11 protein-coding genes are annotated in these 14,302 nt (G+C 63.4%); 3 read left to right on the top strand and 8 right to left on the bottom strand.

Features of this window, described 5'->3' with window-relative positions:
- Window positions 1-243 precede the first annotated feature (243 nt).
- Both F8A90_RS04220 and topA read right to left on the bottom strand, forming a co-directional pair.
- Window positions 244-723, bottom strand: a complete 480-nt coding sequence (locus F8A90_RS04220; protein WP_200019162.1) for a DUF6586 family protein — start codon at window positions 721-723, stop codon at window positions 244-246.
- Window positions 723-3,365 (bottom strand): type I DNA topoisomerase, encoded by a 2,643-nt coding sequence (gene topA / locus F8A90_RS04215; protein ID WP_166019259.1) that lies wholly within the window; start codon window positions 3,363-3,365, stop codon window positions 723-725. The genes F8A90_RS04220 and topA overlap by 1 nt, the downstream gene beginning before the upstream one ends.
- A 759-nt stretch (window positions 3,366-4,124) precedes the next feature.
- Between topA and pyk the strand changes: the two genes are divergently transcribed.
- Window positions 4,125-5,594, top strand: coding sequence for a pyruvate kinase (gene pyk, locus F8A90_RS04210; protein ID WP_043331933.1), 1,470 nt, complete (start codon window positions 4,125-4,127; stop codon window positions 5,592-5,594).
- 79 nt (window positions 5,595-5,673) lie between these two features.
- On the top strand, window positions 5,674-6,147 hold the full coding sequence (locus tag F8A90_RS04205; protein WP_054555025.1) for a methylglyoxal synthase: 474 nt from the start codon (window positions 5,674-5,676) through the stop codon (window positions 6,145-6,147).
- Between the two features lie 270 nt (window positions 6,148-6,417).
- On the opposite strand, the gene F8A90_RS04200 is transcribed toward F8A90_RS04205, so the two are convergent.
- The 6 genes from F8A90_RS04200 to F8A90_RS04175 all read right to left on the bottom strand — a co-directional run bounded on the left by F8A90_RS04200 (window position 6,418) and on the right by F8A90_RS04175 (window position 13,088).
- Window positions 6,418-7,176 (bottom strand): isochorismatase family protein, encoded by a 759-nt coding sequence (locus F8A90_RS04200; protein ID WP_200019160.1) that lies wholly within the window; start codon window positions 7,174-7,176, stop codon window positions 6,418-6,420.
- 159 nt (window positions 7,177-7,335) lie between these two features.
- Window positions 7,336-8,043 carry a prephenate dehydratase domain-containing protein gene (locus F8A90_RS04195; RefSeq protein ID WP_200019158.1) on the bottom strand — a complete coding sequence of 236 codons (708 nt, stop codon included), beginning with the start codon at window positions 8,041-8,043 and terminating at the stop codon, window positions 7,336-7,338.
- 95 nt (window positions 8,044-8,138) lie between these two features.
- Complete coding sequence (locus tag F8A90_RS04190; protein WP_233593437.1) at window positions 8,139-8,891, bottom strand: SDR family oxidoreductase; 753 nt, start codon at window positions 8,889-8,891, stop codon at window positions 8,139-8,141.
- A gap of 195 nt (window positions 8,892-9,086) precedes the next feature.
- Window positions 9,087-9,638 carry a lactoylglutathione lyase gene (gene gloA, locus F8A90_RS04185; RefSeq protein WP_200019154.1) on the bottom strand — a complete coding sequence of 184 codons (552 nt, stop codon included), beginning with the start codon at window positions 9,636-9,638 and terminating at the stop codon, window positions 9,087-9,089.
- 118 nt (window positions 9,639-9,756) lie between these two features.
- Window positions 9,757-11,589, bottom strand: coding sequence for a sodium-extruding oxaloacetate decarboxylase subunit alpha (gene oadA / locus F8A90_RS04180; protein WP_200019152.1), 1,833 nt, complete (start codon window positions 11,587-11,589; stop codon window positions 9,757-9,759).
- A gap of 83 nt (window positions 11,590-11,672) precedes the next feature.
- A complete protein-coding gene (locus tag F8A90_RS04175; RefSeq protein WP_043331944.1) occupies window positions 11,673-13,088 on the bottom strand; it encodes an acetyl-CoA carboxylase biotin carboxylase subunit in 1,416 nt (471 codons plus the stop codon).
- A 193-nt stretch (window positions 13,089-13,281) separates the two neighbouring features.
- On the opposite strand from F8A90_RS04175, the gene F8A90_RS04170 reads away from it, so the two are divergent.
- Window positions 13,282-14,271: a LysR family transcriptional regulator gene (locus tag F8A90_RS04170; protein ID WP_043331946.1), complete on the top strand. Its 990-nt coding sequence runs from the start codon at window positions 13,282-13,284 to the stop codon at window positions 14,269-14,271.
- The last annotated feature ends 31 nt before the right edge of the window (window positions 14,272-14,302 follow it).

Here is a 14,302-nt window from a genome sequence, read left to right as displayed (position 1 = left end):
CCTGCACGGCATCTCGCGAGATACCGGCGTCGTTGTAATCGTCAGCGCGACGGCTGGCAAGCCCGGCACCGCGCTGCCATCAGCGACGCAGAAAAAAGTACGACCACAGCCAGAGCCATGGTCGTACCGGAGAATGCAGGGCTTGCCACAATGCGATCAGTCTAGCACCCGTGAAGGCGAAACGTCACCCGATTGCCATCCGCCAGTCATCACCAGCGTGCAGCACCAGATCAACGCCTGAACCTACCACTCGACACTCGACTCGCGCAGCTGCGGCAGCAGCGCCTTGAATGCCGTGATGGCAGCGCTGAGCCGCTCGGCCAGCGAGGCGTTCGAAGCTGCCGCGATGATCAGGCCATCACCACGCGAGCGCGATTCCTCGCGGCGAGCGGCACCGTCCTCTTCATGCAGGCGGGTCACATCCGCGACCAGCTCAGACAACCAGCTGTCGGGACGCTCCAGCAGGCTGCGCAGCTGCTCGACCTCGGCAATGGGCGTCGGCGGGGTGGAAAGGCGCTCACGCCAGCCACCCTGCGGCCAGCGCGCTGTCACGGCACACTCTTCCAGCAATGACGCCAGCGCAAGCTCCAGTAGGGCGAGCGCGCCCTCCTCACCGGCCATGCGTCGTGCCACGGCATGCTCATCGTCGCCAGAGGCTGCTGACTGGGCCAGCAGCAACTCGGCCTGATACAGCAGCTGATTGGTACGGGCACGCTGGCTCATCAGCTCTTGGCTCCCTTGCGCTTGTCCTCGACGACCCAGCGGCCGTTGTCATAGGTCGCCTTCCAACCGGTCGCCTTGCCTTCCTCATCGGTCATGACGTATTGAGCCTTGACCTTGCGCGAGAAGCGAATCTGCGCCGGACGTCCGTCCGGGTCCTGATCCGGGGCATCAAGAATGAAGTGATACTTCTCCGGCAGCTCGTCGGCATGCGCCTTGAGCTCCTTGACCAGCGGCGGACGCGTCTCGCGATTCTTCGGGAACTGACTGGCCGCCAGGAACAGGCCACTGGCGCCATCGCGCAGTACGTAGTGGTCCTCGACCTTGACGCAGGCAAGTTCCGGCATCGGAATCGGGTCCATCTTCGGCGGCGCTACCTCACCGGACTTGAGCAGCTTGCGGGTGTTCTTGCAATTCTCGTTGGTGCAGCCGAAGTACTTGCCGAAACGCCCGGTCTTGAGCTGCATGTCGGAGCCGCACTTGTCGCACTCGATCACCGGGCCATCGTAACCCTTGATGCGGAACTGTCCTTCCTCGACCTCGTGACCGACACAGTCCGGGCTATTGCCGCAGACGTGCAGCTTGCGCTGCTCATCGATCAGGTAGCTGTCCATCGCGGTGGCGCAGATCGGGCAGCGACGCTTGGCGCGCAGCGCATCCGTCTCGGCATCTTCACCGGCATCGGCCGCCACGGCTTCATCGCCCGGCAGCAGATCGATGGTGGTCTTGCAGCGCTCCTTGGGCGGCAGGTTGTAGCCGGAACAACCCAGGAAGACCCCGGTGGAGGCGGTACGGATCTGCATCTCGCGCCCACAGGTCGGGCAGGCGATGTCCGTCGGCACCGGCTGGTTCGGACGCATGCCCTCTTCGGACTGGGCGTGGTCCAGCTCGGCCTTGAACTCGGCGTAGAAGGTGTCCAGCAGCTCGCGCCAGTTGCGCCCGCCATTGGCCACCTCATCGAGATAGTCTTCCATGCGCGCCGTGAAGCCGAAGTCCATCAGGTCCTTGAAGGACTCGCTGAGGCGATCGGTGACGATGTCGCCCAGCTTCTCGGCATAGAAGCGACGGTTTTCCAGCGCCACGTAGCCACGGTCCTGGATGGTGGAGATGATGGCGGCATAGGTGGACGGACGGCCGATACCGCGCTTCTCCAGCTCCTTGACCAGGCTGGCCTCGGTGTATCGCGCCGTGGGCTTGGTGAAGTGCTGCAGCGGCTGCAGCTCGACAAGGTCCAGCTTCTCGCCGATGGCAAGATCCGGCAGCGACTGATCCTCTTCCTTCTTGCCCATCGGCTTCATGACACGCGTGTAGCCGTCGAACTTGAGCACACGGCCCTTGGCACGCAGCTCGTAGCCATCCACTTCGATGGTCAGCGTGGAGGACAGGTATTCGGCCGGCAGCATCTGACAGGCCACGAACTGACGCCAGATCAACTCATACAGACGCTCGGCGTCACGCTCCATACCGGCGAGATCGGTGGCGCGGCGCGACACTTCGGAAGGACGAATCGCTTCGTGCGCTTCCTGGGCGCCCTCCTTGCTGGAGTAGACGTTGGCCGCTTCCGGCAGGTAGTTGCTGCCGTATTCTTCGCTGATGAAGTCACGCGCCGTGGCCACCGCGTCCGCCGACAGATTGGTCGAGTCGGTACGCATGTAGGTGATGTAACCCGCCTCGTAGAGACGCTGGGCCATCATCATGGTCTTCTTGACCGAGAAGCCGAGACGACCACTGGCCGCCTGCTGCAGGGTCGAGGTGATGAACGGCGCGTTCGGCTTGGAGCGCGTCGGCTTGTCTTCACGATTGGTGATCGCGAGCTTGGCCGTGCGCAGCGCCGCGATGCGATCCATCGTCTCCTTCTCGCTGGTCGGACGGAAGGCCTTGCCATCCTGACGCGCCAGCTCGAAACGGATCGCTTCACCACTGGCGGCGGCCAGCTCAGCGTGGACATCCCAGAACTCTTCGGGGATGAAGGCGCGGATCTCGCGCTCACGTTCGACGATCAGCCGCACGGCAACCGACTGCACGCGACCGGCGGACAGGCCACGAGCGACCTTGGCCCACAGCAGCGGCGAGACCATGAAGCCGACGACGCGATCCAGATAGCGGCGTGCCTGCTGGGCATGCACGCGATCCATCTTCAGCTCGCCCGGCTCATCGAAGGCCGCCGTGATCGCCTTCTTGGTGATCTCGTTGAAGACCACACGCTTGTAACGCGAATCGTCGCCACCGATGGTCTCGCGCAGGTGCCAGGCAATCGCCTCACCTTCGCGGTCCAGATCCGTCGCGAGATAGATGGTGTCGGCTTTCTCGGCCAGGCGCGTCAGCTCGGAAACGACCTTTTCCTTGCCGGGCAGGATCTCGTAATGCGCCTCCCAGCCATTCTCCGGGTCGACCCCCATGCGGCGGATCAACTGGGTCTTGGCCTTCTGCGCCTTGTGAGCCGCCTTGACCTCGGGCGACATCTTGCGGGTCTCCGCCGCCTGACGGGCACGTTCCTTGGGGTCGGTGGCCTGCTTGCCGCTACCGCTGGTCGGCAGGTCGCGGATGTGCCCGACACTCGACTTCACCACGAAGTCGTTGCCGAGATACTTGTTGATGGTCTTGGCCTTGGCGGGCGACTCGACGATCACCAGTGACTTGCCCATGGTTGCTCGCATCTCCTGGCCGGCACTGATTGCGCCGGCGAATGACTCGTCGCGCTGGGTTTTGTCCCAGCCGAAAAATGCGCCTACCCTACCCCAGCATTTCAGCGCTGACCAGCAATGTTGAGACTGGCACCTCGTCAAGGCGGCTCAAGATGACGCCTCTGCGACAGCCTCGAGACATGCCATGCCACCTGCCATGCCAGCGTGCGGCTTGCGTCAGATGACATCGACAGCCGTCATGCATGGGGGCGTGGCATTCCGGCCTCCGAGCCGGACTTGAGCATAGGTCATCAGCGCATGGCAGCGGTCAACGGGGCCGGTACACGGTCTGCGCCGGCTCGATGAGCGGAAATGTCGCTCAGCAGGCTATTGCCACTATATAGGTAGCAGTGAAATGGCTGCCTGTGAAAGCCAGCCAGCGAACATTGGCGTGATGGGGCGATCACCCCGACGCCGACGCAAAGGGCATGCGACGCCTGGCTGTCAGGCGTCGAAATGGCCGGCCGCCCCCGCATGGCGTAGCGCGGCAAACCCTCAAGCGAGAGTCCACGTCCGCGTACCCGCGACAACGTATTCGCAACAATCGCGCGGCAGACTTCACGTCCCCCCTTGCAGTCCCGATCGTGATCACGAGAATGGACAACGACAGCCGACGATACTCGACAGGCTCCCTTTCAGCCTTCAATGTAGTAAAATGACAACAACCTGGTTTGCGTTTTCAGCCAGTCCATCACGCCAGTGTTCAAGGAGTATGCTTTCATGCCGCACGCGTTCAACGGCCCGATCCGCCGCACCAAGATTGTCGCCACTCTCGGCCCTGCCAGTGACAAGCCGGGTGTGCTCGACGCGATGATTCGTGCCGGAGTCGATGTGGTACGCCTCAACTTCTCCCACGGTAGCCCCGAAGATCACCGCATGCGCGCCGAGGCCGTACGACAGGCCGCTGCCGCCCAGGGCCGCAGCGTCGCCGTGCTGGGTGACCTGCAGGGTCCGAAGATCCGCATCGCGCGCTTCAAGGATACCGCCGTCAAGCTGAGCGAAGGCCAGCCGTTCATCCTCGATATCGGCCTGGGCCGTGATGAAGGTACCGTCGAGCGCGTCGGCTGTGACTACCAGGAACTGGCCGATGACGTGGTCGCGGGCGACGTGCTGCTGCTCGACGATGGCCGCGTGGTGCTTGAGGTCAATGAGCTCAAGGGCAACGAGATCCACACCACCGTCAAGGTCGGCGGCAAGCTGTCCAACAACAAGGGCATCAACAAGCAAGGCGGCGGTCTGTCTGCCGAAGCCCTGACCGACAAGGACAAGGCAGACCTGAAGACCGCCATCGATATCGGTGTCGACTATCTGGCCGTGTCCTTCCCGCGCAGCGGCGCCGACATGCAGCTGGCACGTGAGCTGCTGGGCGAGGAAGGTCGTGACATCGGCCTGATCGCCAAGGTCGAGCGCGCCGAAGCCGTGGCCGACGACGCCGTACTGGACGGCATCATTCTCGCCAGTGAAGGCGTGATGGTGGCGCGTGGTGACCTGGGCGTCGAGATTGGCGATGCCCAGCTGATCGGCGTGCAGAAGCGCATGATCCGCCGCGCGCGCAGCCTCAACCGCGTGGTCATCACGGCCACCCAGATGATGGAATCCATGATCAGCGCGCCGCTGCCGACCCGCGCCGAAGTCTTCGACGTCGCCAATGCCGTGCTCGACGGCACCGACGCCGTGATGCTGTCGGCCGAGACCGCCGCCGGCGACTTCCCGGTCGAGACCATCGAGACCATGGATCGCGTCTGCCTGGGCGCCGAACGTGAACGTGCCGCGCAGGAATCCCAGCACCGCATCCACGAAGGCTTCAGCAAGACCGACGAGACCATCGCGCTGTCCGCGATGTATGCCGCCAACCACCTGACCGGTGTCGTGGCCATCGTCTGCATGACGGAATCCGGCTATACCCCGCTGATCGCCTCGCGCATCCGCTCCGGCCTGCCCATCGTCGGCCTCGCGCAGGACCAGAAGACCCAGCGCCGCATGGCGCTCTACCGCGGCGTGGTGTCACTGCCCTTCGATTCCAGCGAATTGCCGGCGGCGGAAATCAATCGTCGCGCCATCGCGGAGCTGGAAGCCCGCGGCATCGCGACTCGCGGTGACCTGGTGATCCTGACTCGTGGTGACCAGATGAACGCACATGGCGGCACCAACACCATGAAGATCGTCACTGTCGGCAGCACCATCGACTGATCGGCCTCGCTGACCCTCCGCCCCGGGCCTTTCGGGGCGGAGGGTCAGCGACATTGCCCCATCCTCAGGAGGTCAGGGAATGAGCGAACAACGACCCAAGCGCCAGGCACGGCGCACCTTGCCAGCACGCAAGCGCATTGCGCTGGTGGCGCACGATGGCAAGAAGGATGAAATGCTGGCGTGGGCCAATCGCTGGCGCGATGAGCTGTCCCGCCACCAGCTGCTGGGCACAGGCACCACTGCTCGCCGCATCAGCAAGGAGCTGGGCCTCGAGGTCGAGGGCCTGCTGAGCGGCCCGCTGGGCGGTGATCAGCAGATCGGCGCGCGCATCGCCGAAGGCAATCTGGACCTGCTGGTCTTCCTGTGGGACCCGTTTGCGCCGATGCCGCACGACCCTGACGTCAAGGCGCTGCTGCGCCTGGCGGCATTGTGGAACGTGCCGGTCGCCAGCAATGCGGCCAGCGCGGACTTCCTCTTCCACTCGAAGTTGATCTCCGAGGAAGTCGAAGTGGCCGTGCCGGACGCCAACGACTGGGTCAGCACCCGCGCCTGAATGACGCTGGATGTCGCCCCATGAAAACGCCGCCTGCTCGCAAGAGAGGCGGCGTTTTCATGGCCAGATGTTGTAATCAAACTACCTTTTGCGCAGACAGGCAGTATTGTCTGTGCGGCATCTGGCGAAATTTCTGCCTTCCTGCCACCACCCCTGCTCTTCCTCTCTCTTCAATTACTCTCTAATCGTCTACCCCTCTCTCCGGCGACGCTACGAGAGACGCAGCTCAGTCCATGACAGCAGATCAGGACATCTACTCAATAGGTCAACTCAAGAGGTCAGCTCAAGCTGACTGGCGATCACCGCCCCACGCGCCGCCATGCAGTAAAGTCCGATGTGATGACTGTCTGCCTGGGGATGCGTCGCCGTATCGGGGAAACCCAGCTGCGCGACCACCTCGGCTGGCAGGTCGTAGGTGGCACAGCCGGGCTCCAGTACCACGATGTCACGCACCTTGCCCAGCAGGCCGTGATTGCGCGCCGACAGCAACGTCAATACCAGGTCCATCACGCAGATATCGGTGCAGATGCCTACCACGACCAGGGTTTCCAGCCCTTCGTCGCTCACCCACTCCTGTAGCGCATTGACCTGGGTATCGAGATCAATCGCGCCGACATAGCCATTGATGCAGTCCTTGCGTACCAGCGTGGCCTGCGGATCCTCTTCCAGCCAGGCAAGTTCCGCCACCAGCTCATCCTCGCCGCTGCCCTGCTCACAATGGGCGGGATAGGGCGGCTCCGGCTTGCCCGGCGCATGGGAATCAATGAAGACCAGCAGCGGGCGTCTACGCTCACTGAAGGTCCGCGCCAGCGTATCGCTGAGGGCGATCATCCTGCTGACCTGGGCATTGGGCGCCTGAGGCGCCAACGCACCGCCTGCGACCTGACAGAAGCCGTTGATCTCATCGACGATGATCAGTCCGGCCGTCGGTAGCGACACCGGCACCACGTCAGGCCGCACCGGCAGGCGGGCGTCAAGCTCGCCGGGGGGAACCCATTCGGCGGGAGTGGCAGGAATGCGTTGCACCACGCAAGACGCCGCGACATCGGGTGAAGTCGCGGCGTCTTGCGTCTCTGATCTAGAGAGTGCGGAGGATGCGCAGAAGCGCTGCTCGAAAGACACCATGCAAAAGGCCTCTGATGACGAATGGCCTTCAGCATAACGGAACTCAGGGCCGAGCGGCGACCTTCACCCGGTGGGCTCGCTGGTCCCGGACAGCACCGCGTTGCCCTGCCCTTCATCTACCGTGGTATCACAGGAAAAGCACTGGCCGCGCACCCGCGCGTGATCACGCCTCAATACCGCGAATTGCGCCACACGACCGGGATCATCCTCGATGCGCTGCGCGAGGCACACAAGGCCCGGGCGACGTGCCAGTGATGGCGGCGCGATGGCCAGCGTATCGCTGCGACTCTCTGCCATGTCCAGTGCATCCGCCATGTGCAGACACTCCACCCGCTCGACCTCCGGCAGGTTCTGCTGCAGCCAGGCATCGCACTCTTCGAACAGGGCCTCCCGCGCCACGATACGCCTCACCGCCGACGGCGAAGCCCCGGGCGGCCCGAGTAGACTGAGGCTGATGGCACGGAAGACACGCCGCTCGACGCAGATACCCGTCCAGAAGGCCAGGGCCTGATGCGTGGCGCGTACCGGACGCTGATGCCCACGTGACCAGGGCACCACGGCAGTATCGATCTCACCTTCCGCCAGCGCCCTGATGACCTCGTCGATACCTGCGTAGGCCTTGAGCTGGGCGTCGTTGGCATAGAGCTTGAGCGCACACTCGCGCGAGTACCCCCCAAGGTGCCCGGGGTAACCCACACGCAACCCATCGGGAGCCGGGATCACGCCCTGCGGCGAGATATCGCCGTGGACTTCGCTAGCTGTCACCTTCATACCAGCCCCTCATGCCAATGTCTGAACAAACCTCATCCTGACAACAGCATAGCCGCAAACATGGACGGTGTTAGGCAAAACCCTCCCAGGTGACCTCAGGCAAAGCCGCCATTGGCACCGATGACCTGGCCACTCACCCAGCCGGCATCTTCGCTGGCAAGCCAGGCCACGACGGCTGCAACATCCTGCGGGTCCGCAATGCGCCCCAGCGCCGCCATGCCCTTGAGGCGCTCAATGGTCTCTTCACTCTTGCCATGACGAAACAGGCCAGTATCGGTCGGGCCCGGCGCCACGGCATTGACCGTGATGCCTCGCTCACCGACTTCCTTGGCCAGCACCCGCGTCAGCTGGTCCACCGCGGCCTTGGAAGCCGCATAGGGCCCGTAGGTCGCGAACATCTGCCGCGTCACCGAGGTGGACATGTTGATCACGCGTCCGCCATCACGCAGGTGCTGCGCCGCCTCACGCATCAGATTGAAGGAACCGGTCAGATTGGCCTGCATCAGGTTGGCGAAGTCGTCATCCGTGAATTCGGCGATGGGCTTGTAGATGCTCATGCCGGCATTGTTGACCAGGATATCCACCCCGCCATACAGGTGCAGGGCTTGCGTGAACAATTGTGCCGCGTCGCTGCTGACACCGACATCGGCCTGTACGGCGGTCGCCTTGCCACCCCGTGACTCGATATCCTTCACGACCTGCAAGGCGCCATCACTGTCGCTGCGATAGTTGACGATGACGAGAGCGCCGTCCGCCGCCAGGCGCTGCGCGATCCCGGCACCGATCCCGCGTGAAGCCCCACTGACTACCGCCACCTTGCCGCTCAACCGCTGTGCATTCTCCGACATAGCTGTCTCCTCTTTCGTCATGGGCGATCGATCTCGAAGGCCATCAATGATGAACGCCTTGCGAGTGTCAGTCAGACATCATCATTGCAGCAAGCGGATGCCGCTGACACCCCTGCAACGTATGGTTTCGTATAGACGAAAACCGCCACCCCGGGCATGCCGATGGTGGCGGTTCTCTTACGGCAGCGGCCTGCTTCAGGCTTCGCCGTTGGCCTGACGCTCGAAGGTATCGGCGCGCAGGATCTCGATCCAGTAGCCATCGGGGTCCTTCACGAAGGCAAGGCCCTTCATCTTGCCATCGTCGGGGCGCTTGACGAACTCGACGCCCAGCGACTCGAAACGCTCGGCAGCCGCGTAGACATCCGGCACGCTGACCCCGATATGCCCAAAGCCCTGCGGTTGGGCATTGCCGTCATGGTAGGCGAAGTCCGGGTCGTTCTCGGTACCCCAGTTATGAGTCAGCTCCAGCATCGCCTCACGCCCGAAGGTGTAGGTGGTGCGCTTCAGATCATCACCGGGCACTTCGCTGGCCTGAACGTCATCCAGATAGGCAAGGAAATAAAGACTGAACTGCATCTCCGGGAAGTCGAGCTTGCGTACCAGACGCATGCCCAGCACGCGGGTGTAGAAATCCAGGCTGCGCTCGGGGTCCTTGATGCGCAGCATGGTCTGGTTGAAGACGTAACCACGGGTGGCCGGGTCGATCTGCTCACTCAGGCCGGGAACCTGCTCGAAATGTGTTGCCATGTCTGTCCTTCCGCAAAAAAGGACGGCAGGGCCTCGAAGGTGCCCGACCGCCCCTGGTGATCGTATAGCTGTCAGATGGTGACGGCGGCCAGATTTTGCAACCTCGCCGCCGCTGGCATCACGCGATCTCGATCAGCACTTCCCCCGGCGTGACACGATCGCCACGCGCGACATGAATGGCCTTGACGGTGCCATCGACCCGCGCGGCGATCTCGGTTTCCATCTTCATCGCCTCACTGATCAGCACCGACTGACCCGCCGTGACACTGTCACCGACCGCGACCAGCACCTCGACGATGTTGCCCGGCATCGCGGTGGTGACATGGCCCGGCGCCGAGGCGCTGGCGCGTCCGCCGCTATGGCCACCCGCCACGTAATCGTCCTTGGCCTCGAACACCACCTCTTCCGGCATGCCGTCCAGGGTCAGGTAGACGTGACGCTTGCTGCCCTTGGCACCGCCGACGCCGGTGATCTGCACCGCGTAGGACTCGCCGTGCACGTCGATGACGAACTCGGTCGGCACGCCAGAGGACACCGGACGCTCCGCCTCGCCCTGGGGGATGACTTCCGGCGTGAGGGTGCCGGCGCGACGCTCACTGAGGAAGTCACGTCCCAGCTCCGGGAACATGGCGAAGGTCAGCACGTCCTCGGGGGACTCGGCCAGCTCGCCCAGCTCCTCGGTGAGACGCGTCATCTCCGGCGCGAGCAGGTCGGCCGGGCGCCCGACTTCCACCGGCGCGTTGCCGATGGCACGCGAGCGGACTTCTTCATTGACGGGTGCCGGCGCCTGGCCATAGCCGCCCTGCAGGTAGCGCTTCACTTCATTGGTGATGCTCTTGTAGCGCTCGCCGGTCAGCACGTTGAGTACCGCCTGGGTGCCGACGATCTGCGAGGTCGGGGTGACCAGCGGGGGATAGCCGAGATCGGCACGCACACGCGGAATCTCATCGAAGACCTCGCGGATGCGCTCCAGGGCGTTCTGCTCCTTCAACTGGCTGGCCAGGTTCGACATCATGCCGCCGGGGATCTGACTGATCTGGACCGAGACATCCTCACGGGTGAATTCGCTCTCGAAGGCCGAATACTTGCGGCGCACCTCGTGGAAGTAATCGCCGATCTCGCGCAGCGACTCCAGCTCAAGGCCGGTATCCCACTGGGTACCGCGCAGCGAGGCCACGAAGGATTCGGTGGCCGGATGGCTGGTGCCACCGGCGAAGGCCGAGATGCAGGTGTCAATGTGGCGACAGCCCGCCTCGACGGCCTTTATCTGGCACTGCGGCGCCAGGCCTGCCGTGGCGTGGCTGTGCAGGTGGATCGGCACCTCGACCGCCTCGACCAGCGCGCTGACCAGGTCATAGGTGGCGTACGGCGTCAGCAGGCCGGCCATGTCCTTGATGGCGATGGAATCGGCCCCCATCTCGACCAGCCTGCGCGCCTGCTCGACATACATCTCCAGCGTATGCACCGGGCTTACGGTGTAGCAGATGGTGCCCTGGGCGTGCTTGCCGGCCTTCTTGACCGCGCGCATGGCGGTTTCCATGTTGCGCAGGTCATTCAGTGCATCGAAGACACGGAAGATGTCGATGCCACCTGCCGCGGCGCGCTCGACGAAGGCCTCCACCACATCATCGGCGTAGTGACGATAGCCGAGCAGGTTCTGGCCGCGCAGCAGCATCTGCAGCGGGGTATTCGGCATGGCTTCCTTGAGCGCCTTCAGGCGCGCCCAGGGGTCTTCCTTCAAGAAACGCACGCAGGCATCGAAGGTCGCGCCGCCCCACACTTCGAGGCTGTAGAAACCGGCCTGATCGAGGCGCGCGGCAATCGGCAGCATGTCTTCGGTGCGCATGCGGGTCGCGATCAATGACTGGTGGCCATCGCGCAGCACGACTTCGGTGACCTTGACGCGATCGGCATGATCGACGGTGTTGGTGTTGGGGGTTGCAGCTGTCATGTCTGGGGTCCTTCTAATTGTTGGCTACGTGAACCGGGGGAAGCTCAGGGAAGATTCACGACATCAGGGGCATCAGGTGCGCATCAGAGACCGGCATGGGCCGCGATGGCCGCCGCGATCGCCAGCGCTGTCTGCTCCGGCAGGCGCTTGACCGAGTACTGGGTCAATTCCGGGTGAGCGGCCACGAAACCGGTATCAAAGTGTGCGTTGCGGAAATCAGGGTGCTTGAGGATTTCCTGATAGTAAGGCGCCGTGGTCTTGACGCCCTGCAGACGCATGTCATTGAGGGCACGTGAACCACGGTTGATGACCTCTTCCCAGGTCAGCCCCCACACGATGAGCTTCAGACACATGGAATCGAAATACGGCGGGATGGTGTAGCCGGTATAGATCGCGGTATCGGTACGCACGCCAGGCCCGCCCGGCGCGTAGTAGCGCGTGATGCGTCCGAAGCTTGGCAGGAAGTCGTTCTTGGGGTCCTCGGCATTGATGCGGAACTGGATCGCATAGCCGTGATGGCGAATGTCTTCCTGACGGAATGCCAGCTTGTGGCCCCAGGCGATGCGGATCTGCTCACGCACGATGTCCACGCCGGTGATGGCCTCGCTGATGGTGTGCTCCACCTGCACGCGAGTGTTCATCTCCATGAAGTAGATCTCGTTGCCCTTGACCAGAAACTCCACGGTACCGGCGTTGCGATAGCCGACGGCGCGGGCGGCACGTACCGCCATCTCGCCGACGTAGGAGCGCTGCTCCGGTGTCAGCTGCGGGCTGGGGGCGATCTCGATCAGCTTCTGGTTGCGACGCTGGATAGAGCAGTCACGCTCGAACAGATGAATCACGTTGTCGTGATTGTCAGCCAGAATCTGCACCTCGATATGCAGCGGGTCGACCACACAGCGCTCGAGGAACACATCGGCACTGCCGAAGGCCTTGGTGGCTTCCGAGATCACGCGCCCCCAGGCCTGCTCAAGCTGATGAGCATCATCACAACGCCGGATACCGCGCCCCCCACCGCCTGAGGTAGCCTTGAGCATGACGGGGTAGCCGACCTGCTCGGCGACACTCAGCGCTTCCTCGACATCGGCCAGATTGCCGGCCGAGCCCGGCGTCACCGGCACGCCGGCCGCCTTCATGGCATCGCGGGCCTGGGTCTTGTCACCCATGCGGGCGATGACACTGCTGGCCGGCCCCACGAAGGCGATACCCGCCGCCTCACAGATGGCCGCGAATTCGGCGTTCTCCGACAGGAATCCGTAGCCCGGATGGATGGCGTCACAGCCGGTCTCGCGCGCGAGATCGACCAGGCGGCGGGCATCCAGATAGCCGGCCAGCGGGTCTTCGCCGATGAAATGCGCTTCATCGGCGCGTTTGACGTGCAAGGAGAAACGGTCAGGTTCGGTGTAGACAGCGACTGAGCGGATGTCCATCTCGGCACAGGCGCGTACAATGCGCACTGCGATTTCCCCTCGGTTGGCAATCAGCAACTTGCGAAACATGGTGACTCTCCCGGACGTGACGCGTGATCTTGTTGTGGTGCTCTGGTCGTGCGCTTGTCATTGACCGCCAGACGCGACAACGGCGCTGACAGACACGAGGTAGCATGCGTTCCACGCTACCCAGCGAGAGACCAATAGAAAAGTTGATATTTTTTTGCCAATCTATAAGTAAAACCTTATGACTGGGTGTGTCATGTCGCGTCCAAACTTGTTGAATCGCTTAACTTTCAGACAGTTACAGGTGTTCCAAGCGGTTCATCGCCAGCAGTCCTACTCCCGTGCGGCCGAGCAACTTGGCCTGACGCAACCCGCCGTCAGTGCCCAGATTCGTCAATTGGAGCAGGCACTCGAGCAATCGCTGTTCAAATATGCCGGCAAGACGCTGCATATCCTGCCGGCGGCTGATGCCCTGGCGAACTCGGTGCAGTCGATCTTCGGCGAGGTCTCGAGCCTGCAGATGGAGCTGTCGGAGATTGCCGGCACCATCCGCGGTGAGCTGAATCTGGCGGCCGTCTCAACCGCACAGTACGTGGTGCCGCATATCCTGGCGCGCTTTCGGGCGCGGTATCCGGAAGTGTCGGTGCGCCTGCGCGTCTGCAATCGCGGTCAGGCACTCGAGCGCCTCGCCGAGCGGCGCGATGACCTGGTGATCATGGGCATGGTGCCGGATGACGCCAACCTGGCCTTCATGCCGATTCTCGACAACGAGTTGATCCCCGTGGTCTGGCCCGGTCATCCGCTGCTGGAGGTCAAGGGCATCACCCTGGAAGACCTCGCTCAGTACTACATGCTGATGCGTGAACCCGGTTCCGGCACGCGTACCGCCTTCGAGGAGTTCGCCGCACGCGAGCGCGTCTCGCTGCGCCACACGCTGGAGTTGGGCTCCAATGAGGCCATCAAGCAAGGCGTGATGGCGCACCTGGGCGTGGCGATCCTGCCGCGACTGTCGGTTCAGCTCGAGCTGGCCTCAGGCCTGCTGGCCTCGCCCTCGCTGCCGGGCTTCCCGCTCAGGCGCAGCTGGTGCACCGTCTACCCCAAGGACCGCTACCCCACGCCGGTCACCGAGCTGTTCCTGCGCTTCGTGCGCGAGCTGCTGCCGGAGCTCAATGCGCACTTCAGCGCGCCGATGGAGCCCATCCCCGGACACAGCGTGGCCTGCCTGCCGCTGGCAACCGAGCAATGAACATAGCCTCCTGACGGCGCAAGCCACATGA

The sequence above is a fragment of the Cobetia sp. cqz5-12 genome, from assembly GCF_016495405.1.
Classification (GTDB): domain Bacteria; phylum Pseudomonadota; class Gammaproteobacteria; order Pseudomonadales; family Halomonadaceae; genus Cobetia.
This window is presented reverse-complemented; position numbering and strand designations above follow the sequence as displayed.